Here is an 18932-nt window from a genome sequence, read left to right as displayed (position 1 = left end):
GACCGAACCCCGAGGTACCCCTGTGAGCCACGACTTCGAGACCCGCGCCATCCACGACGGCCAGGCGTTCGACCCCACGACCGGCGCGATCATCCCGCCGATCTACCAGACGTCCACCTTCGTCCAGGACGGCATCGGCGGCTTCCGCGGCGGCTACGAGTACGGCCGCTCGGCCAACCCCACGCGCGACTCGCTCCAGACAGTCCTCGCGAGCCTCGAGGGCGGTTCGGCGGCGTTCAGCTTCTCGTCGGGCCTCGCCGCCGAGGACAGCCTGCTGCGGGCCGTCCTGGCCCCCGGCTCACGAGTGGTGATGGGCAACGACGTGTACGGCGGCACCCACCGTCTCGTGAACCGGGTCTGGGCGGCCTGGGGCGTCACGCTCGAGACCGTCGACATGAGCGACCTCGACGCGGTGCGTGCCGCCGCCCGCCCCGGCGAGACCACCGTCCTGTGGGTCGAGACGCCCAGCAATCCGCTGATGAAGATCACCGACATCGCGGGGCTGGCCGAGATCGGCCACGCCGCCGGCGCTCTCGTCGTGGTCGACAACACCTTCGCGTCGCCATACGTGCAGCAGCCCCTCGCCCTCGGTGCGGACGTCGTGGTGCACTCGACGACCAAGTACCTCGGCGGCCACTCCGACACCCTCGGCGGCGCCCTCGTCGTGAACGACGACGAGCTCGCGTCGAAGATCGGCTTCATCCAGTTCGGCGTCGGCGCCATCTCGGCCCCGATGGAGGCCTGGCTCACGATCCGCGGCATCAAGACCCTCGGCGTCCGCATGGACCGCCACTCGTCGAACGCGCAGGCCATCGCCGAGGCCCTCGTGGAGCACCCTGCCGTGGAGACCGTCTTCTACCCCGGCCTCGCGACGCACCCCGGCCACGAGCTCGCCTCACGTCAGATGAAGCGCTTCGGCGGCATGCTCTCGGTCGCGCTGGCCGGCGGTCCCGCGGCGGCCCGCACCTTCGCCGAGTCGACCGAGGTGTTCCAGCTCGCCGAGTCGCTGGGCGGCGTCGAGTCGCTCATCGGCTACCCGTCCGAGATGACCCACGCATCGGTGAAGGGGACCGAGCTCGCCGTCCCCGAGAACGTCATCCGCCTCTCGGTCGGGATCGAGTCGATCGACGACCTCCTCGCCGACGTCGACGGGGCGCTCGGCCGCCTCGGCTGAGACCCGCAGCAGCACCCCTGGGCCCGCTCCTCGTGAGCGGGCCCTTTTTCGTATCCGAACCCGACATGTCAGGTATTGATATCGAGGGCGAATTGGCCTAGTCTCGGATTTGATATTTCGCATTCGATTCGAGGTTTCTGTGTCTCTCGCAACCCGCGCTCCGCGCCCGATCAGCGCTGCCCATCCTGCTGACGCTTCCGCACCGATCAGCTTCGTCGACAGGGCCTCTCGTTCGAGCGACTCCGTGCCCAAGCGCGCCGTCGACCTCGCCGGCTCCGCCTTCGGACTCCTCCTGCTGCTGCTCCCCATGCTCGTCGTCGCGGCGGTCATCCGTCTCACGAGCCGCGGTCCGGCCATCTACCGGCAGGAGCGAATCGGCCTCGACGGCCGCCCCTTCGAGATCCTCAAGTTCCGCACCATGTACGCCGACGCCGATCGTCGTCTGGACGAGCTCAAGAAGCGCACGACGATCGAGGGTCCGCTCTTCAAGATGATCGACGACCCGCGCATCACGCCGGTGGGCCGCGTCCTCAGACGGTTCTCGATCGACGAGCTGCCGCAGCTCGTCAATGTGCTCCTCGGCGACATGAGCCTGGTCGGGCCCCGACCGGCCCTCTCGTGCGAGGTCGACGAGTACTGCGCCCGAGCCGTCCGCCGCCTCGAAGCGGTTCCGGGCATGACCGGAGCGTGGCAGGTCGGCGGGCGCAGCACCCTCTCATGGGAGGCCGGGCTCGACCTCGACATCCACTACGTCGACAAGTGTTACCAGTCCGCGACCTCGAAAGGATTTAGCGGGTTTCGGCCTGTTCAGTCCGCATCTGGTCCGCGAAAAGCTCGGTCGAGGTTTTCATCAGGGCACCTGCTGCAAGCCTCGTGCGGTCCTCGGCGGTCTCCCAAAGGTGGCTGTAAACAGCCAGTGTCGTCGTTGCTGAGGCGTGGCCGAGGGCTCGCTGAACGGTAACAACGTCGCATCCTGCGGCGATCAGGCCCGACGCGTAGTGGTGCCGCATGTCGTGCAGCTTGGCCGTGACGCCAGCCGCCTCACGTGTCTTTTGCCACCAGTACGTGACGAACGCGTGCGACGGTGGCAAGCCGTTCTTGCCGACGAATAGCCACTGCTCTTCGCCGCGCACACCAATCGTCTCCACGTGACGCGCGAGCATCTCGAGCAGTTCGTCCGGCAAGAACACGACCCGCTCGGAGCCATGCTTGGGCGGGGTGATCCGAATGCCGCCGGCAGGTGCCCTCTGGATCTGCCGCGTGACGTGCAGCTCGCGCTTGAGGAAGTTGATATCTCCGAGCTGAACCCCGGACGCCTCTCCCTGCCTGAGCCCGGCAAACGCCGCGAGGCACACGTACGGCTCGAACCACGGCTCAGCCGCGGCACGGATCTTCGCCACCGTCTCTGAGGATGGCACCTGCATGGCCTGCTCTGCGCGTCGCATGCGGGGGAGCCTCACCCCTTCGGAGGGGTCGACCGCAAGCAGACGATCGCGCACCGCCCCTCGAAGGACGGCGCGGACGTACTGGTATCGGGTCCGAATCGTTGACGCGGCAAGCCCCGCCTTGTCCATCGACTTCACCCACGCCTCGACATGGGACCTCCGAAGCTTGCCGAACTCGATGTCTTTGAACGTGCACATCCGCACGGCCAGCTCTGAGTTCTCGATGGTGTTCTGTGCCCAGAGCTGATGACTGGCCCAGCCAACGTAGAAGGAGGCAAGCGTTGCCGCGCCGGCGATCGGGTCAACATATGAGCCAGTTTTCATAGCGGCTGCGATGTCATCCAGCCACTCCTGGGCACTATCACCAACCGAGCGGCCTCTTGCCAGCGCTACCGCCGTGGCTTTGTTCCGGTAGTCAAACTGCTTAGCGAACTCGCGCCCCGTCTCATCGCGGTACCGGGCCCGCCACTTGCCATTCGGGCGCTGTTGGATGCTAGCCATCAGCATCCTGCAAATCCGCAAGCTTGTTCTCTGCCTCGCGGGCGACCGTTTGGCGATGCTTCACGTTCCGAACTACACGCTCAGGTGAATCACGCAGCCATCCAGTTGCCAGCTCCTTCAACGCCGGAGCTGACGCCCGCTCGATTGCGAACTTTAACTGCATCTGCGTCTCCAGGTAATGCTCGACGGCCTTCTCTAGCGCCTCATTGGCCTTGAACATTTGTCGATTCCAAAGCATCATCTGCGTGTCACCGTCAGCCATCGTCAGCGAGAAGGCATAGCCGAGGATGCTCTGGATGTCTTCCGCCTCGGCTAGGCGCAGGGGCCGTTCGCCACGCTCAACAGAACCCACGGTCACGTGCGACCACTTCCAACCGCGTGCCTTCATGGCGTCAGCAAGGTCGCGCTGCGACATCTCGCCTCGGAGCTTGACGAGGTTGCGACCGATTTGTTCATCCATTGTGGGCATGAACTAGACCATATCGAAATCTGACCGCCGTTGGTAGTGATTGGTTGCGTACCAGAGTTGGACATGCTTTAATCCTTCCAAGGGCGGTCACCAGAACTGTCCAAGAGCGAAGGGGCTGTCATGGCCATCACCATCAATGGGACGGAGACGCCGCGGCTGCGACGCCTTATGACCCTTCCGGAAGCGGCGGAGGCAATTCGGCGTAGCGAGTCTCAACTGCGGTGGATGATCTCCGCGAAGAAGGCACCGCCTCACGCGAAGGTCGGCGGACGCATCATGTTCGACGCTGACCAGCTCGCGTCGTGGATCGATGACCAGTTCGCGGGGGCGTCCTAATGACTGAGCATGAGATCGAGGCTATTGAGGGCAACCGCATGCTCTGCACGTGCGGCCTCTGGCTCGAGGGGGAGTCCACGTGGAAGGCCATGCTGGCTGGCTCCCGTCACGCTCAGGACATGGCCGCATGACCGGCCACCGGCAGCTTCGCGAACGTCGGGAAGCGAACCACCTTGGGCGCAACGAGACGGCCACCCGCGCGTCCATGGGAGCGCGAACCCTCTCGTACATCGAAGACGGGACCATGCGGGCGACACCGCAGATCATCGACCGCATCAATGTCGCCATGGACTCGCTCATCGCCGAGAAGCAGCGGCAGGCCGGATGACAGCTTTGGCACCAGGTCGAGCCGATTACTCGCTCGACTACTACTCCCTGACTTATCGGGATTCAACGGGCGAACAAGCTGTCCGCAACCTCACGCCAGGCAACGTCTCGATCACCTGGCCGGACGGATACACGATCTGGATTCCAGAGCAGCAAGCCAAGGGACTGTTGAGGTTCCTGCTCTGGGCCTACAGCTTCCGCAGATCGCGGAAGGGTCACACCTGGGCTCAGCCCAAAAAGAACGACGCCGGCTCTCCTGGCAGAGAAACCGGCGTCACATCCACCCAGAACCGTTCAAAGAACTGAAGGACGAAGTCATTATGACCACTACGACTATTAAATCAGCCGCCCACCGGAGCCGCGACCCCCAGAACTGGGCAGAAGCGCTTACCGAAGTGGGCCTCCAATGCCTAGGTGACTGGAAGCCATCCATCACCGAGGTGGCCGACGCAGACAAGTACGCCGACTACGCCGTCGAGATCGTCTATTCCACGACACGCGTCCATGAGGACGAGCCGCTCGGCAACAACAGCATCAGGTGGTGCGGTTGGATCGCGGTCTTTCCCACCTCGAAGAAGTTCCAACTGCAGGTGCCGCAGAGATCGCATGACTTCGACCTAAGTTCCTTGCAACGCGAGGCAGAGAAAATCCGGGACGGTTGGTTCAACGCGCGCACATGGACAGCGCTCGTGCTGCCCCGGACCGGCGAAGAAGTCTTCTACGCGCGCATCGGCTACCTAGAACTTGCGGCCGACCCCTTCGTCTCTGGTGATGAGATCGTCCCCTGCGAGGAGGCCTGGTGCCAGGACAACGGTAGACACCACCTCGGTGACCGGGATGATGACGACGTCCTCGTAATTCATACCGCCGAGTCGTTTGTTGGCGAATACGGGACGATCGAAATCACGAAGGTCAGCAATGACGTCTGGCGCATCGATCCTCACATCGAAGTCGGCCTATCCGCAGCGGCTGCGGCGGACCTCGTCAACGACCTCGAGTACGCGCTCGCCGCAGTCAAGAACCTGAACGAGAAGGACGCCGCCTGATCGCCATGGAGGACAATCCGATGGCCCGTGACCACAAGGTTGCGGGCCATCGGTCAGTCCCGACTCGATACCCGGAGCGAATCACCCTGTCGATGGGTGCCGAACGGTACCTCGAGCAGCTCGGGCAAGACCTACTAACCGGCGACGTCGAACTGACTCAGCTGTCACCCGCCCTCCTGCAGCTCTACGTCGTCGCTTTCGAACAGGGACGCGCGTCGCTGCGGGCCGAGCTCGACCGGGCGAACGACGACGCCGACCGGCTTTACGCCGAGGTGTGTAGACGGCTACCGCCCAACGAGGACTGGCAGACCTTCGCCGAGCTCTCCCGGCTCCGCGGCGATGAGGAACGTGCCCGCCGAGCAGAAGAACGCACCAAGTACATCGCGGCATCCACCGCGGCCAGCAACTAGCACCCCAGCAACAAACGCCCCCACGTCCAAACGGTGAAGAGAAACCGAAGAGGAACCCATGACCAACCCCAAGACCGCAGCACGCCCCGCCACGGGTCTGACTGCGGCACAGGCAGACGCAATCGACTTCAAGAACATGCCGACGACGCCACCCGCACGGCTTACCGCTCTCGAGCCGTCGCAGGCCAAGCCGACTCGCACCATGATTCTCACGCCGATGGCGACAGTGAAGCCGGAACGCCAGACGTTCCTCTGGACCGGACGCATCCCCATGGGAACGGCGACGATCTTCGCGGGGCGCGGTGGCGAGGGTAAGTCCACCTTCTCGCTCTGGCTGGCCTCCCAAGTCACCCGCGGAACCCTCGAGGGAGAATTCGCCGGCATCGCCACGAGCGTCTTGCTCGTCGGACACGAAGACGACCTCGGGACCGTCGTTGCCCCAAGGCTCGTGGCAGCTAAGGCCGACATGGGCCGCGTGTTCTCCCTCACCATCCAGAGCGACGTCGAAGGTATCGAGGTCAACGAGGTGCCGTCGATCGCGGAAGACCTCGGGCGCATCCGGCAGGCCATCGTGGAGTCTGGCGCGAAGCTCATCATCGTCGACCCGCTCACGTCGATGATGGACGGCGCAAACCTGGACAAGACCTCAGAGGTGCGCAAGGCGTTAAACCCGTTCACGGCTCTCGCTGCGGAGCTGAACGTTGCGATTGTCGCCCTCATGCACTTCCGCAAAGGCACCGGCGACACCCGAGACCTGCTCTCTGGCTCGCATGCTTTCAGGGACACCGCCCGCAGCGTCATCCTCTTCGTCACCGATGAGGACACTGGCCAGCGTGTCGCGAGCGTCGACAAAGCGAACTACTCCGAGAGTCGTGGCGACTCGTTCTCGTTCAACCTGGTGTCCACTGACGTGCCTCTCGCTGGCGGGGACGTGGCATCGGTCGCGCGAGTCGAGTACCTGGGGGAGTCCACCATCAGCGTCTCCGACATCGTCAACAAGCCCGAGGACGTCGACCTCGGCGAAGACATTGGCGCTGTGGTCGCATACGTGAACGACCGCGTAGATCCGGTGAAGCCGGCGGACGTAGCGCGAGACCTCGGGCAGGACCCCAAGGCGGTGCGCACATATCTGTCCCGAGCCTGGAAGCGGGGGATCGTCGACAAGACCGGTTATGGCTACTACCAGCGAAGTGCAACAGCTCCGTCAGTCCGTGCAGTTGTTGCTCCTGTTGCACCTGTTGCTCTTAACCCCCTAAGAGCAACAAGTGCAACAACTGCGACAGCGCAACAGGCACACGAAGCTGTTGCTCTTTGCTCCGTCTGCCAACTCCCAATGAGCCCGGCACTCGCGGGCCATGCCACCCATCCCGGCTGCGATGGGAGCGTCCGATGACCCGCAACGCGTTCGGCATCCCCATCTCCGAATCCCTCTGCCCTGACTGCGACGCCGAAATGCGCGTCGTCGAAGTCAGCCCCGGAGTCTCCATCCTGCAGATCCTCCACGACGACACCTGCCCCACGCTCAACTTCATCGAAGGGGGACGCAAATGAGCGACGACACAGACGCCGACCTCGCCACCGGCTTTCAGGCGTGGGACGGCTCCGTACCAAGCCGCCCCATCGACATCGAACGCACCCTCCGACTGCGACTTGCCGTCCTCGACAGAGACCAAGACGCTTACCTCACAACCCTCGGAGCAATCCTGCGAGACAACAGCGGCCCCAACAGGGTCACCGCCATCGTCGCCACCATCAACAACCTCGTCGCGGATCTCGAAATACTCACGATCAATCTGGTCGGCGAACAAGAAACGACGAACATCCTCAAGACGGCGCTGCTCGAATCCCTGCGAAGTGCTGAATGATTCGCCCACCCGAGTTCCTCGTCCTCACCAGTGGCGTCTTCGTCAGCTCCCGGGTGGCGGCTTACCTGCTCAGCCACGCCGACCTCGACGCCTACCGTCGGCACCACCGCGGCGAAGACCCCGAAGTCGACAACACCCTCGTCGCCATGACCGTCGCGGCACTGGGCTGGCGTAGTTCCGCAACCGGAACCAAGGAAGCGGCACCACCGGAACTCGACCCATCATCAGAGTGGCTGGGAACACGAGCAGCCGCGAACCAACTAGGCGTGACCGATTCCGCCATCCGCAAGGCCATACGTGAGCGCCGTCTACACGCCGAGAAGATCGGCAACGTCTACCGCATCACCCGCGAACAACTCGCCCACTACAAGCAGACCCGCACTGCCAACCATTAGGAGCAACCCCCGTGTCACTCGAAGCACTCACCACCGAAGTCGACAGCATTCGCGAGCAGGCCAAAGCCACCTCGAACACCTACGGGCAGCAGGCCAAGGCGATCGACAACGACCCCAACCTCAGCGCCGAAGGCAAGAAGACAGCCAAAGCGACCGTCAACAACAACGCCCGCGAGAGCCTCCGCAACCTCAGCCGCAAAGAGAGCGAGGCCATCGACAGGAAAGTGCGCGACCTCGAAACCCGGCTCGACTCGAAGATGGGCAGCACCGCGACCGACATCATCGCCTTCCGTGACGCACAGGACCGGGCCGACCGTTTCAGCGACCCCGACGACGCCAAGCGTGTCCTCGAGCGAGCCATCCGATCCGAAGACACGGCACTCGCGCACGCGATCTTCCGACGCGCCATCGACGCCAACTGGAGCAGCGTCATCGCCACCTTCGGCAACGAGTACCCCGACAAGAAAGACATCGTCGGAGAGCTCGCCTACCTCAAGGAAGCGCAGAGGAACACGCTCACCCGCTCCATGCAGTACATGTGGTTCAACGCATGAGCGACGCACCCGAGACCACGTTCACCGAGGCCGACGTCGAGTACCTCAACCAGCGCGCCATCAAAGCGGAGCACGCAGCCATGCGTCTCACCGTCGCAGCGAAGTACGGCATCAGCCCCGAGGACAGCGCTGCCCTGCTCACCGCACCCGACGAAGCCGGCCTCACCGCGCAAGCCGCACGCCTCAGTGAGTGGCGCGCCTCCACGCGTGTCACCGGTCCTTACGTGCCAACGGAAGGCAGAACACCCGAGCGGACCAAGAAGAGCGAGGTGCAGCAGTTCAGCAACCGGCTCTTCGGACGCGACCCCGACCTGACCTACTGACCATGCCGATCGTTGGGCTGGCATACCGGCACCAAGCCAGCGACCGACATGTCACGACCAGATGCCTCGACCATCGAGACACCTAGGGGGAGGCCACCCCAAACCCAGGTCCAAAGCCCCTCCGGGGATAGGCGGCATCCGTCCCCACGATCTGGATGAACCGGCCCTTTGGCTTAGATCCCCGAGTTTGCGGGGCGGAAGGAACGAAATATTGAGTGCAAGTAGGGCTCCGAGGGCTCCGAAGGAGCTGCAGGAGGGTGGAAAGCGTCTCTGGAACCGTGTTCTGAGGGACTTTGAGCTGGCGGATCACGAGGAGTCGATCCTGCAGCAGGCGGCTAGGACGGTCGACATTCTCGATCGCCTGCAGGTCGAGATCGGCGCTAGCGAGCTAATGGTGGAGTCGACGCAGGGTTCGCGCATGAATCCGGCGGTAGTGGAATTCAGGCAGCAGACCTTGACTCTGGCGAAGCTGATGGCGTCCCTGCGCATCCCGTTTGGGGACGATGAGTCGGTGCCTCAGAACCGGTCTGGTGTTCGGCGGGCGAGTCTGTCGGCTGAGCGGTGAAACGTCGGGAGCGGCAGGACAGGGTCAGGGTTCCTCGGGGCGTGGCGGTGTACGTCAGCGCGGATTGGCCTGGCCGGAACGAGTCGGAGCGGATGAGCGTGTGGGCTGATGCTCGCCGTGAGTGGAAGGACGCTCACGACATCATCGAGCTTCCGGGCGATGACTTCGTGATCCCTGACGCCCCGTTCTATATCGAAGACATCTAGCCCCACCGATCAGCTTCACCTTTGCCTCACCTCCCGGTGGGGCTTTTTTAGTGCCCTGATGGGCAGGAAGAGAGGCCCTCATGGCCGACCGCATAACCCGCGTTTCCCTCACCGCTAATGTGACGAACTACATCTCGGGCATGACCCGTGCTACGGCCGCGACTCGTGGCGCATCGGATGCCGCCGAGCGTCTCGCCGGTCAGCGGCAGGCGTTCACAGCCCTCGGAACGGGTGTCACCGCATTCGGCGCAGTAGCGGCGGCGGGCGTAGCCATAGCAGTCAAGAAGTTCGCCGACTTCGATCAAGCCGTCTCGGGTATCCAGGCGGCCACCCACGCCAGCACCAAAGACATGCTCCTGCTTCGTGACGCCGCGATCGACGCCGGAGCTAAGACGGTGTACTCGGCCACAGAAGCCGCCAACGCCATCACGGAACTATCAAAGGCCGGCGTCTCAACCGCTGACATTCTTGGCGGCGGCCTTGACGGTGCGCTCTCCCTGGCGGCTGCCGGCCAGATCAATGTCGCGGACGCAGCCTCCTATGCGGCCACAGCCATGACCCAGTTCGGGCTCAAGGGTTCGGCGGTGCCGCACATCGCTGACCTCCTCGCTGCTGGTGCGGGTAAAGCGCAGGGCTCGGTTACGGATCTCGCCAACGCTCTCAACCAGGGTGGCCTTGTGGCTTCCCAGGCGGGGCAGTCGATCGACGAGACGACAGGTGTTCTCGCCGCGTTTGCTTCCCAGGGTCTGCTCGGATCGGACGCCGGCACCTCTCTTAAGACGGCTCTGCTCGCCCTCGAGAACCCGTCCAGTCAGGCCGCTGGTGTGATGTCGAAGTACGGCATCAATGTGTACGACGCGGCCGGCAACATGGACTCTTTCCAGGAGATCGCCGGCACGCTCAGCACTCAGCTCAATGGCCTCACCGATGAGCAGCGTAACTCTGCCCTCGCGACCATCTTCGGTTCGGATGCGGTCCGCGCTGCCAATGTCCTCTATTCCGAGGGATCTGACGGTATCGCCAAATGGACGGCGAACGTCAATGACAACGCGTACGCCGCCGAGACGGCCCGCATCCAGCTCGACAACCTCAAGGGCGACCTCGAGCAGCTTGGTGGGGCCCTGGACACGGCTCTAATCCAGACCGGCTCAGGTGCCAACGGTGCGCTCCGCGACCTGACCAAGGGTGCAACGGGCCTAGTGAACGCGTTCGGCGATGCAGGTCCTGCAGCTCAGAACACGGTCCTGGTTCTCGGTGCTGTCACCGCCGCCACGGCCCTCACTGGCGGCGGGTTCCTGCTCGTCGTCCCCAAGGTCGCGGCGGCGAAGGCGGCCATGGTCTCGATGAACCTCACGGCAAGGCGTCTCGCTGTCGGCCTTGGTATCGGTGGCGGTGTTGCCCTGGCGCTCACTGCTATTACTGCTGGTTTCTCCAACCTGGGTTCGACCGCGGACCTCACTTCCGACCAAATCGCCAGGCTGAACTCGTCCGCGAGGGTTGGCAACATTGCCAGCTTGAATAAGCAGTTCACTGCCGGCCAGGGAGACGCCGGCCTCCTTGCCACCCAGATCACCGGCGTCAAGTCTGCCCTGAATGAGCTCGACAACCACGGGACCAAGAACACCATTGCGGGGTTCCTCGGTCTGGCTGACGTCACCAAGACTGCGGAGGCCCAGTTCGCACAATTGGGCACGAGCCTTGGTGACATCGCTAGGTCGTCGCTGCCGGACGCGTCAGACGGCTTCAACAAGATCGTGAAAGCGGCTGGCGGCGGTTCGAAGACGGCGGCGTCGCTCCTGGAAAAGATGCCGGACTACACCGCGGCCCTCACCGACCTTGCCACTGAGGCGGGAGTGACTCTGACCAAGCAGCAGCTCCTCAACCTCGCTCAGGGCAAGGGAGCGATTGCGGCGGAACTGTCGACGACGGCATCGCAGAAGCAGTCCGATGGTCTCGCTGCCCTGTCTGGCACCGCCGTTGCCGCCAAGGGTGACGTGTCCGACCTGTCGAAGGCAATCACCGATTTCGGCAAGACTCAGTTCGATGTGAACCAGACTCAGCGTGACTTCCAGCAGGCGATCGATGACGCAACCCAGGCTCTCAAGGACAACGGGCAGACGACCGACGCGACGACCGAGAAGGGTCGGGCGAACGCAGAAGCGCTCGACAAGATCGCGTCGTCCGCACTCGACTCCGCCGCCGCCCTTAGCCAGACGGAGAACGGTCAGAAGAAGGCGTACAAGGCCATCACGGACGGGCGTAAGGCGTACATCGATGCGTCGGTCGCTGCGGGGGTAAGTCGTTCGGCGGCGGCCAAGTACGCCGACGCCTTGGGCCTCATCCCGTCCAACGTGGGAACCGCAATTGCCCTCACCGGTGTGCAAGCCGCGCAGTCCGCCATCGATCGTTTCCTGGCCACTAACGATGGCCGGATCATCAACATCCAAACCAAGAACAACGTGTCGACCATCACTACCGGTTCGGGCATGCGGGCTTCTGTCGGTGACGATGTGGTGCGTGCCGGCGGCGGTCCGATCTCCGGCCCGGGCACCGCGACATCCGATTCGATCCCCGCCTGGCTGTCGGATGGCGAGTACGTCGTCAAGGCGTCCTCGGTGGCGAAGTACGGGCAGGGCTTCCTTGACCGGGTGAACGCCGGCAAGTACGCGGAGGGGGGCGCTGTCCGCAAGTTCGCCAACGGCGGGGTGGCGGACTTCCTGACGAGCATCCGTCGTGGAGACCTGACGGGCACCTCCGGTATTGACCAGCTCTTCACCATGGCCCAGGACGCTGACACCTTCAAGAGCGCCGTGCAGCGGAACTCCTTCCAGGTCGCCGCCGTCAACGCCGACACTGCTCTCGTGAAGCTTGAGGCATCGTCTGAGAAGGCATCCAAGGCAGTAGCTAGCGCATCGTCAGCACTCGACAACGCCAAGTCCAAGCTAAATAGCCTCCGGGATGCGTCCAAGTCGCTGGCATCGTCCACCGCTGATTCGGTATCGAAGTTCTCGGTCAGCGACTACGGCTCCGCGGCGGGGCTGCAGTTCGGGCTCAAGGCAAACAAGGGCTCGGTTAAGGAGTTCACCACCCTGCTCGCCACGCTCCGCAAGAAGGGCCTCAGCTCCGTCCTGATCGCCGAGATTGAAGCCATGGGGTCCGAGGAAGGTATCCCGCTCGCACGCTCCCTGGCGGCCTCCACGACGGCGAACATTAAGTCGATCAACTCCGACTTCACCGCCGCGCGATCGACCGCCAAGGCATACGGACAGTCGGTCGCCGACGCTCAGTACGGGAAGCAGATCAAAGCCGCCGAGTCCGGGGTTCGCGTCGCACGCGCACAGCTCACCGCCGCGAACAAGCACGCCAAACAGATCACCGACGCGATCACCACGCAGGGCAAAGCAGTGCAACGCGTCATCGGCAAGGCACTCCACGCACCCGGCTACGCCGACGGCGGGTACACCGGTGACGGTGCACGGAACAAGGTTGCCGGCATCGTTCACGCGGGTGAGTACGTAGTGAATGCGAAGGCCACCGCGAACCTCCGCAACCGGTCGATGCTCGAGGCCATGAACGCCGGCTACCCCGGGTACGCGTCGGGTGGCTACGTTCAGCCGGTCTACGTCCGCAGCAACACGGGCGGTGGAGAAGGGCTCGACTACAAGCGCCTCGCTGAGGCGGTCGTGCAGAGCGCCCGCCCTATCGAGCAGCACTTCTCATTCCCGTCCAACAACCCGGCCGCAATCGCCCAGTTCGTCTCGCGTCGCCAGATGGTCGGCAACTACTAGCCCACGAAGAAGCCCCCAAGATCATTCCTCGATCCTGGGGGCTCTGGTGAGTCAGAGAGCTACCTAAAGTCGATCGCGACCTTGCAGGATGCGGACGACACCGAAAACGATGAAGCCGAGCCCGAACGCGGCTATAACCCCGGCCAACAATCCGCCAGGCAAGCCGCGGAAGATCCCGTAAGTCATAGGTTCGCTGGGGTTCCGGACGAAGAGAAAAAGAAGACCAAACGCGAGGAACATTGCCCCAATGATTATGGCCGCAGGGGGTTTGCCCTTGATCTTCTGGTCGAAGTAACCCAGGACGGCCAAGTTAGTGGAATCGCGGGGAGTTGAGGCCCGGCCCGGTCTGCCTTGGGGGAAGGCACCGGGCCGGGGGTTTGAGGGTCGCCATTGACTCTCGAAACTGTATTACTCCGAACGGTCGAGTGCCGCCAAGGAATCAGATCTTGACGGCACTCGCTGTGCCCAGGGCACGAAGAGCACCATACGTCCGTGACCGTGGCCGATTCAGACATGTCCAGAAAGCGAAGTGTCTACCAGGGACCACGCAAATCGGGAGGCGAACGCCGTCGATTTTCCGAGCCGGCGACGCGCACTTGCTCGGGATGTCGCTCTCGAGGAGCATGAGGGGCCACTTGGTCGAGAGCTCTGATTGAACAATCCCTTATGCGGACACTACGACCTCGGGTCTCGCTTGGGTAGTCGTAGTGGTGGATCGAAGTACAAGGGAACCGCGGCATCCGTGGCTGGCTGGGCTGCGGTCTTGTCGGGCTTTTCCAGGCTCTCAAGGCGGCCACCGATGATGTCGGATTTCAGCAGTGGTGGGTGGGCCTGCGGGATTTCTTCGAAGTCTTTCTCTTCCACCACTCTTTTTTATCCCACACCGAACCCGGGCGAAACCCGTGGCAAAGAGCGTCTGGCCTGGGAGTCACGTGGCAACCGCGACCAGCCTTGGGCAATCCGTCCTATCGTCCCTGGAGGCGAACCCAACCCCGCCGGCGCTTCCTCTTGGTGTATCGACACCGGAAGCGCGGGGGCGCTGCCCGGTCCCGAAGCCGGGTAGCGCCTTATTCTGGGAAAAAGATGAGAATCACCGACTTCGCCGTCCTCGCTTCGTAGCTAGGGGGTCTAATCAATTGCCGATCGGGATATTGGCAGGCTCACGATTCGGGTCGTGTGCCATCTCTAGCGGGGGAACCATGGGACTTGGTTCCCCCGCTTTTCCGTTTGCGCAAGGGGGTATCGCGGGCCGGGGGCTGGGTTGAACTGACGTATGCGTTTGCTCATTCCGGTCCTTGTCGCGGGCGTCTTCCTGGTTGCGAAAGTCAGTCGGCAGCACCCCGGCGCAAGCCATCGAAAACGGCTTGTCGCCCGTGAAATCGAGGAATTCGTCAGTCTGGACGCCGATGACTATAACCGGCCTCAGTCCTAGTTTCAGGGGCTACGAGACGCCCGGCTCGGGCGAACTCCGGTCGATCAGATCGAGGATCTCCCGTTCGTGCTGCATCATCCACGACGCCGCCGAGTTGAGCGTCTTGAACGTCTTGAGCCACGGTCGTTTGTTGGTCTCGTCGCGACAGTAGGCGTACGCGTCCACCACCCACACGCCGTCGACATTGCGCGCGATCACCCAGCCGAGTGGCGGCGCTGGTTTGCGTACGATCACCCAGAACCCGAAGCTCCCGTACGCGTGAGGATGCGACGGAGCCGGCTTGCTCAAGATCTTGTCTAACGCTTCACCGCTGCCTCTGACTCCCATGGGAAGAGGATGCGGGGAGCCACTGACATCACGTGCGTTGCCGTTGCCTTCAAGCGTCTGTCATTATTCGGCGATGCCCGACTCCTCAAATGGACCGACGCGTCGTGACAAGTTTCTCGACATGTTTGGTCCTATCGCTAAGCCACTCAAGTCCAACTTCATTCTCCCAGCGGTCATTCTCGTCAGCACTCTCATTGCTCTTGCCTCTACTCGCATGTGGTTGGTTGACGGGAAAATCAACCCGGGGTGGACGCCATGGGTGGTCGCATTTGGGATAGCCGCCGCCGTCGCAGTAGTTCTGGACCGAGTCGCCGACGCCTTCGAGAAACGCGATAGCAACCGCGAGTACAGCGGGAGCGAATTCACTGCTGAGTCGACCGTCACCGAGCTCAATGTGTTTCTGGCTGAAGCTCTTGAAGTGACATTCCTTGAGCAAGCATCCAAAGCGACCGCACTAGCTGCTCTCCGTCGGCACCTGGTCAGGTCAGCAGCAAACGCAATCGGTCCTGGTTCTCGAGCGACGGGACTGCTGAGGGTTTAGTTGACTCGGTTTCCTAGGCCGCGATTGCGGCCTGTGGGTTGATTATGGCTTCGTACTCGACCGGTGTCAGCTTGCCGAGGCCACGTTGGCGCCTTTTCCGGTGATAGCTGGCCTCGATCCAGGTGATTATCGCCAGCCGCAGCTGCTCCCTTGTAGCCCATTTCCGCTGGTTCAGAACGTTCTTCTGCAGGAGCGCGAAAAACGATTCCATCGCAGCGTTATCGGCGCACGCACCGACTCTGCCCATCGAGCCGAGCAGCCCCGCCTCGCTCAAAGCGCGGACGTATGTCTTGGACCTGAACTGGCTGCCCCGATCGGAGTGGACCACAGTGCCGGCCGGGCTCCGGCGGTCGACAGCCATCCGAAGTGCGTTGACAGCGAGGGACGCTTTCATTCGGTGGTCAATCGAGTAGCCCACGATCCGACGGGAGCAGGCGTCCTTCACAGCGCACAGGTAGAGCTTGCCCTCGGCCGTCTCGTGCTCGGTGATGTCGGAGAGCCAGAGCCGGTTCACATCCGGAGCGGTGAACTCTCGTTTGACCCTGTCGTCGTGCACCGGTGGGCCGGCTTTGCGGTTCAGGCCGCGTTTCTTCGAGTGCAGCGACCAGAGCCGCTGCTGGGAGCACAACCGCCAGACACGTCGCTCCGATGTCCGATGCCCGGCGGCCTTCAACTCATCGGCGATGAACCGATACCCAAACGTCGGGTCGTCCTCGTGAACATCGAGAGCCGCGTTCGTGAGATGGGCGTCGTCCCAATCGCGCTGACTGACCGGGTTGCTCCTCCACCGATAGAACGCCTGCTTGGAGAAGCCGAGCACCCGGCAGGCCACCGTGACGGGGACTCCGTCAGCGGCAAGGTCAAGGACCAGCGGGTAACTCATTTTGGGAGTTGAGACTGGGCGAAATACGCCGCCGCCCGGCGCAGGATCTCGTTCTCCTGCTCGAGCAGCCGGATCCGTTTCTGCGCCTCTTTCAGCGCCGCTTGCTCGGCCGCCTTTGCTGCTGCGGTTGACGCTGACGCCGGATCGAGTCCCTCGTCACGGTCTGCTACTCGAAGCCACCGTTGCAAGCACGTCTCGGAGATCCCGAAGTCTTTCGCGACTTGTCGATGCGATGCCTCGCCTCGGCGGGCGACCGCGATCACGTCACGTCGGAACTCCGGTGGATAGGCCTTCACCATGTTGAACATCCTTCCAGCAAGGGCGAATGCCCCTACCGATTGGAGTCAACCGAACCCTCAGCAGTCCCGACCTACTACACCCTTGATCCATTTGACAAAGGCAACCGCATCTTGGGCGACCCTCAACATTCCGTTACGGTCGGGCGAAGCGACAAACCGGCTCGGCCGTTCATTGAGTCAGAGTCACCCGACCATGATGTCTGGTCAATTCTGGAAAGTCCTGACGAGCACCCGGAGATCGTCAACAGCCCGGATGCGGTGGCGGGTCTGGACTGGGACCGCAAGCCCTACAACACCTTCCTAAGCGTTCCTGTCAAAGCGCACGGCGTCGCCTTTGGTCTCCTGAGCGTGAACAACGCAACGGCCGGCTCGATCGGACGGACTCAGCGGGCCGCAATACTTTCGATGGCGCGCACGTTCGCAATCGCCCTTGCTTTCGACACAGGCAGTCGCAATTTGAACGCGCGGGACTCTTAGGACGAATGTCAGCGGTCCGAGTTAAGTTGTACCCAGCGAAAGGAGAGCGACGCCATGACGAACATTCAGACAGCAGCAGAAACTGACCGTGAACGCGAGATTGCCGAAAAGAAGAAGGCAGAGGAACGCCGCGCAAGTGAACGACGCGCTTGGTTGAGGGCTCGCGCACAAACGATCGGTGCAGCCGCCCGCTAGCCGCTAATGCCGCGATTAGCGGCGCTGGGGGTGGCCCGGTGATGGGTGAATCACCGGGCATACGGTCACAAGAGAACACAAGTGCCACCATCGCATCGGGGTTATTCTCAAATCATGCCTGCCGGTCCTATCTACACGGTTCACGTCACGAAAGACGGCGATTACTTCCTGCTCACGATTCCCGACGTCGGCGTCACTCAAGCACGCCACCCCAACGAGATCGAGTTGATGGCCCGCGACTACATCGTCAACCTGCTCGAAGCGCCCGAGAACTCATTCGAGCTCAACATCGTTACCGGGGCGCTCTGATCGTCTTCTCTCCTGCCAATATCGAGGTATGGAAGTCGATGAAGTTTGGGCGTATCGAGCCCGGCCCTCAGCAATGCCGACCCCTGTCCGAATCGTCAAGTTGGGCCAGAAGAAGCCAGCGCGAGTTCTCTGCCGCTTCGAGGACGATGAATACGAAGGCGGGCAAGAGTGGCTCATCCCGAGCCGCCTAGTCGCACCCTGGGATGGCCTAAGGGACTTTCTGGATCGAGAAGAATCTCTCGCTCGCCTGATTGCGGTTGGCAGACCTGACGACATTGAGTCCTCAGCTCTCGACATCATCGAGCAGCGGTACCTCTCCAATGTTGCAAGAAGGCGAACACCATCAGGCCAATGGGGCTTACTTGACATCGTCGACGTCGACGGCCTCGCAACTCTTACCGGTCTAGACAAAGACGAGATGACTCGAGACGGCTGGTCGCACGACGGTATCTGGACGGTGCCCCTGACTACTACCCGAAATGTGATTGCAGCCCTGGCGAGCATCAACGCAGATGACCTGCTGAGGTTTGTAGCGAGGGAGGAAGAGTCGGCGCGAGAGGCCGCCGCTGTGGGGCAATGGTCGCGCGGTCGGAACCCGACATACATAGAGCCGGAGATCGCCGCTGAGGTCTTCGAGGACTTTGAGAAGCCCTACTTCGATCTGCTCCGATCGTGGGCCGGCGAGGAAGCCACGCAGCGGCAAGATGAAACCCGGCTTTGGAAGCATGAGGCCTGGCGGCTTTACCGTCTCCTTGACGAGTCGATCGAGTCTCTACGCAAGTCGGGTCAGAGGGAGACTGCCTGGCAGCTTTACAAGCAGTTGCATCCAGAAGCGAACCGCAAGACATGGAAGACCACGAAAGAGGCTGAACGCGAGCGCGATGAACGACGAGCCGAAGCAACGCGTGCGCGGCAGCAAGCGTTGGGGAGTGCGCGGACTTGGGAGCTGTGGAGAAGAAGGCAAGAAGACGAGGCGGAGATCTGGTCGGATTCCTGGAAGCCTCGCAAGGACTGGGATGACTAGTTGGTCCGCAAACAGTCCGCAAAAACGCCTGTATAGGCCAA

General features: G+C 62.7%; 24 protein-coding genes and 1 pseudogene. 20 read left to right on the top strand and 5 right to left on the bottom strand.

Going from position 1 to position 18932, the window contains the following annotated elements:
* Window positions 1-22: 22 nt before the first annotated feature.
* Both AC3CBB_RS09995 and AC3CBB_RS09990 read left to right on the top strand, forming a co-directional pair.
* Window positions 23-1174: a cystathionine gamma-synthase gene (locus tag AC3CBB_RS09995; RefSeq protein ID WP_488624465.1), complete on the top strand. Its 1152-nt coding sequence runs from the start codon at window positions 23-25 to the stop codon at window positions 1172-1174.
* A 139-nt stretch (window positions 1175-1313) separates the two neighbouring features.
* A pseudogene (locus tag AC3CBB_RS09990) lies at window positions 1314-1925 on the top strand (sugar transferase); the annotation flags it as partial.
* Window positions 1926-1962: 37 nt separating this feature from the next.
* Here the strand turns inward: AC3CBB_RS09990 and AC3CBB_RS09985 are convergent.
* Both AC3CBB_RS09985 and AC3CBB_RS09980 read right to left on the bottom strand, forming a co-directional pair.
* Window positions 1963-3120, bottom strand: a complete 1158-nt coding sequence (locus tag AC3CBB_RS09985; RefSeq protein WP_488624464.1) for a tyrosine-type recombinase/integrase — start codon at window positions 3118-3120, stop codon at window positions 1963-1965.
* Window positions 3113-3589, bottom strand: a complete 477-nt coding sequence (locus tag AC3CBB_RS09980) for a hypothetical protein (protein WP_488624463.1) — start codon at window positions 3587-3589, stop codon at window positions 3113-3115. The genes AC3CBB_RS09985 and AC3CBB_RS09980 overlap by 8 nt, the downstream gene beginning before the upstream one ends.
* Window positions 3590-3709: 120 nt before the next feature.
* Between AC3CBB_RS09980 and AC3CBB_RS09975 the strand changes: the two genes are divergently transcribed.
* The 13 genes from AC3CBB_RS09975 to AC3CBB_RS09915 all read left to right on the top strand — a co-directional run bounded on the left by AC3CBB_RS09975 (window position 3710) and on the right by AC3CBB_RS09915 (window position 13404).
* Entirely contained in the window at window positions 3710-3925 is a 216-nt protein-coding gene (locus AC3CBB_RS09975; protein ID WP_488624462.1) for a helix-turn-helix transcriptional regulator, read from the top strand.
* Window positions 3925-4056, top strand: coding sequence for a hypothetical protein (locus AC3CBB_RS09970; protein ID WP_488624461.1), 132 nt, complete (start codon window positions 3925-3927; stop codon window positions 4054-4056). Before AC3CBB_RS09975 ends, AC3CBB_RS09970 begins: the two co-directional genes overlap by 1 nt.
* Window positions 4053-4253 carry a helix-turn-helix domain-containing protein gene (locus tag AC3CBB_RS09965; RefSeq protein WP_488624460.1) on the top strand — a complete coding sequence of 67 codons (201 nt, stop codon included), beginning with the start codon at window positions 4053-4055 and terminating at the stop codon, window positions 4251-4253. The genes AC3CBB_RS09970 and AC3CBB_RS09965 overlap by 4 nt, the downstream gene beginning before the upstream one ends.
* Before the next feature lie 319 nt (window positions 4254-4572).
* A complete protein-coding gene (locus AC3CBB_RS09960) occupies window positions 4573-5298 on the top strand; it encodes a hypothetical protein (protein WP_488624459.1) in 726 nt (241 codons plus the stop codon).
* Window positions 5299-5390: 92 nt separating this feature from the next.
* A complete protein-coding gene (locus AC3CBB_RS09955) occupies window positions 5391-5708 on the top strand; it encodes a hypothetical protein (protein WP_488624458.1) in 318 nt (105 codons plus the stop codon).
* 58 nt (window positions 5709-5766) lie between these two features.
* Window positions 5767-7101, top strand: coding sequence for an AAA family ATPase (locus AC3CBB_RS09950; RefSeq protein ID WP_488624457.1), 1335 nt, complete (start codon window positions 5767-5769; stop codon window positions 7099-7101).
* Window positions 7098-7259, top strand: coding sequence for a hypothetical protein (locus AC3CBB_RS09945; RefSeq protein ID WP_488624456.1), 162 nt, complete (start codon window positions 7098-7100; stop codon window positions 7257-7259). The genes AC3CBB_RS09950 and AC3CBB_RS09945 overlap by 4 nt, the downstream gene beginning before the upstream one ends.
* Window positions 7256-7573, top strand: a complete 318-nt coding sequence (locus AC3CBB_RS09940) for a hypothetical protein (RefSeq protein WP_488624455.1) — start codon at window positions 7256-7258, stop codon at window positions 7571-7573. Before AC3CBB_RS09945 ends, AC3CBB_RS09940 begins: the two co-directional genes overlap by 4 nt.
* Window positions 7570-7968, top strand: a complete 399-nt coding sequence (locus tag AC3CBB_RS09935) for a helix-turn-helix domain-containing protein (protein WP_488624454.1) — start codon at window positions 7570-7572, stop codon at window positions 7966-7968. Before AC3CBB_RS09940 ends, AC3CBB_RS09935 begins: the two co-directional genes overlap by 4 nt.
* 11 nt (window positions 7969-7979) lie before the next feature.
* On the top strand, window positions 7980-8522 hold the full coding sequence (locus tag AC3CBB_RS09930; RefSeq protein WP_488624453.1) for a hypothetical protein: 543 nt from the start codon (window positions 7980-7982) through the stop codon (window positions 8520-8522).
* Window positions 8519-8845 (top strand): hypothetical protein, encoded by a 327-nt coding sequence (locus AC3CBB_RS09925; protein ID WP_488624452.1) that lies wholly within the window; start codon window positions 8519-8521, stop codon window positions 8843-8845. The genes AC3CBB_RS09930 and AC3CBB_RS09925 overlap by 4 nt, the downstream gene beginning before the upstream one ends.
* A gap of 606 nt (window positions 8846-9451) precedes the next feature.
* Window positions 9452-9616, top strand: coding sequence for a hypothetical protein (locus tag AC3CBB_RS09920; protein WP_488624451.1), 165 nt, complete (start codon window positions 9452-9454; stop codon window positions 9614-9616).
* Between the two features lie 80 nt (window positions 9617-9696).
* Window positions 9697-13404, top strand: coding sequence for a phage tail tape measure protein (locus AC3CBB_RS09915; protein ID WP_488624450.1), 3708 nt, complete (start codon window positions 9697-9699; stop codon window positions 13402-13404).
* A gap of 675 nt (window positions 13405-14079) precedes the next feature.
* Here AC3CBB_RS09915 and AC3CBB_RS09910 read toward each other — a convergent pair.
* Window positions 14080-14268 (bottom strand): hypothetical protein, encoded by a 189-nt coding sequence (locus tag AC3CBB_RS09910; protein ID WP_488624449.1) that lies wholly within the window; start codon window positions 14266-14268, stop codon window positions 14080-14082.
* A 577-nt stretch (window positions 14269-14845) separates the two neighbouring features.
* A complete protein-coding gene (locus tag AC3CBB_RS09905; RefSeq protein ID WP_488624448.1) occupies window positions 14846-15124 on the bottom strand; it encodes a hypothetical protein in 279 nt (92 codons plus the stop codon).
* Window positions 15125-15236: 112 nt separating this feature from the next.
* Between AC3CBB_RS09905 and AC3CBB_RS09900 the strand changes: the two genes are divergently transcribed.
* A complete protein-coding gene (locus AC3CBB_RS09900) occupies window positions 15237-15704 on the top strand; it encodes a hypothetical protein (protein ID WP_488624447.1) in 468 nt (155 codons plus the stop codon).
* A 13-nt stretch (window positions 15705-15717) separates the two neighbouring features.
* Here AC3CBB_RS09900 and AC3CBB_RS09895 read toward each other — a convergent pair.
* Window positions 15718-16886, bottom strand: a protein-coding gene (locus AC3CBB_RS09895; RefSeq protein ID WP_488624446.1) for an IS3 family transposase whose coding sequence is annotated in 2 segments (ribosomal slippage) — window positions 15718-16598 and window positions 16598-16886 — 1170 coding nt in all. Because the reading frame shifts where the segments join, the coding sequence is not laid out codon by codon here.
* 39 nt (window positions 16887-16925) lie between these two features.
* Here AC3CBB_RS09895 and AC3CBB_RS09890 point away from each other — a divergent pair.
* The 4 genes from AC3CBB_RS09890 (at window position 16926) to AC3CBB_RS09875 (ending at window position 18891) form a co-directional block, all read left to right on the top strand.
* A complete protein-coding gene (locus AC3CBB_RS09890) occupies window positions 16926-17363 on the top strand; it encodes a hypothetical protein (protein ID WP_488624445.1) in 438 nt (145 codons plus the stop codon).
* Window positions 17364-17417: 54 nt separating this feature from the next.
* On the top strand, window positions 17418-17558 hold the full coding sequence (locus AC3CBB_RS09885; protein WP_488624444.1) for a hypothetical protein: 141 nt from the start codon (window positions 17418-17420) through the stop codon (window positions 17556-17558).
* A gap of 114 nt (window positions 17559-17672) precedes the next feature.
* On the top strand, window positions 17673-17867 hold the full coding sequence (locus tag AC3CBB_RS09880; protein WP_488624443.1) for a hypothetical protein: 195 nt from the start codon (window positions 17673-17675) through the stop codon (window positions 17865-17867).
* 73 nt (window positions 17868-17940) lie between these two features.
* A complete protein-coding gene (locus AC3CBB_RS09875) occupies window positions 17941-18891 on the top strand; it encodes a hypothetical protein (protein WP_488624442.1) in 951 nt (316 codons plus the stop codon).
* The last annotated feature ends 41 nt before the right edge of the window (window positions 18892-18932 follow it).

It is taken from the genome of Frondihabitans sp. OV104, assembly GCF_057787745.1.
Note: the sequence above shows the minus strand (reverse complement) of the source record. Positions and strands in the feature narration are given on the sequence as shown.

Excerpts from the sequence above, each read along its gene's own strand:
- AC3CBB_RS09965 (WP_488624460.1), top strand. The coding sequence starts at position 4,053 with ATGACCGGCCACCGGCAGCTTCGCGAACGTCGGGAAGCGAACCACCTT.
- AC3CBB_RS09970 (WP_488624461.1), top strand. The coding sequence starts at position 3,925 with ATGACTGAGCATGAGATCGAGGCTATTGAGGGCAACCGCATGCTCTGC.
- AC3CBB_RS09985 (WP_488624464.1), bottom strand. The coding sequence starts at position 3,120 with ATGGCTAGCATCCAACAGCGCCCGAATGGCAAGTGGCGGGCCCGGTAC.
- AC3CBB_RS09885 (WP_488624444.1), top strand. The coding sequence starts at position 17,418 with ATGACGAACATTCAGACAGCAGCAGAAACTGACCGTGAACGCGAGATT.
- AC3CBB_RS09950 (WP_488624457.1), top strand. The coding sequence starts at position 5,767 with ATGACCAACCCCAAGACCGCAGCACGCCCCGCCACGGGTCTGACTGCG.
- AC3CBB_RS09875 (WP_488624442.1), top strand. The coding sequence starts at position 17,941 with ATGCCGACCCCTGTCCGAATCGTCAAGTTGGGCCAGAAGAAGCCAGCG.
- AC3CBB_RS09945 (WP_488624456.1), top strand. The coding sequence starts at position 7,098 with ATGACCCGCAACGCGTTCGGCATCCCCATCTCCGAATCCCTCTGCCCT.
- AC3CBB_RS09900 (WP_488624447.1), top strand. The coding sequence starts at position 15,237 with ATGCCCGACTCCTCAAATGGACCGACGCGTCGTGACAAGTTTCTCGAC.
- AC3CBB_RS09935 (WP_488624454.1), top strand. The coding sequence starts at position 7,570 with ATGATTCGCCCACCCGAGTTCCTCGTCCTCACCAGTGGCGTCTTCGTC.
- AC3CBB_RS09940 (WP_488624455.1), top strand. The coding sequence starts at position 7,256 with ATGAGCGACGACACAGACGCCGACCTCGCCACCGGCTTTCAGGCGTGG.
- AC3CBB_RS09980 (WP_488624463.1), bottom strand. The coding sequence starts at position 3,589 with ATGCCCACAATGGATGAACAAATCGGTCGCAACCTCGTCAAGCTCCGA.
- AC3CBB_RS09960 (WP_488624459.1), top strand. The coding sequence starts at position 4,573 with ATGACCACTACGACTATTAAATCAGCCGCCCACCGGAGCCGCGACCCC.
- AC3CBB_RS09915 (WP_488624450.1), top strand. The coding sequence starts at position 9,697 with ATGGCCGACCGCATAACCCGCGTTTCCCTCACCGCTAATGTGACGAAC.
- AC3CBB_RS09975 (WP_488624462.1), top strand. The coding sequence starts at position 3,710 with ATGGCCATCACCATCAATGGGACGGAGACGCCGCGGCTGCGACGCCTT.
- AC3CBB_RS09955 (WP_488624458.1), top strand. The coding sequence starts at position 5,391 with ATGGGTGCCGAACGGTACCTCGAGCAGCTCGGGCAAGACCTACTAACC.
- AC3CBB_RS09925 (WP_488624452.1), top strand. The coding sequence starts at position 8,519 with ATGAGCGACGCACCCGAGACCACGTTCACCGAGGCCGACGTCGAGTAC.
- AC3CBB_RS09880 (WP_488624443.1), top strand. The coding sequence starts at position 17,673 with ATGCCTGCCGGTCCTATCTACACGGTTCACGTCACGAAAGACGGCGAT.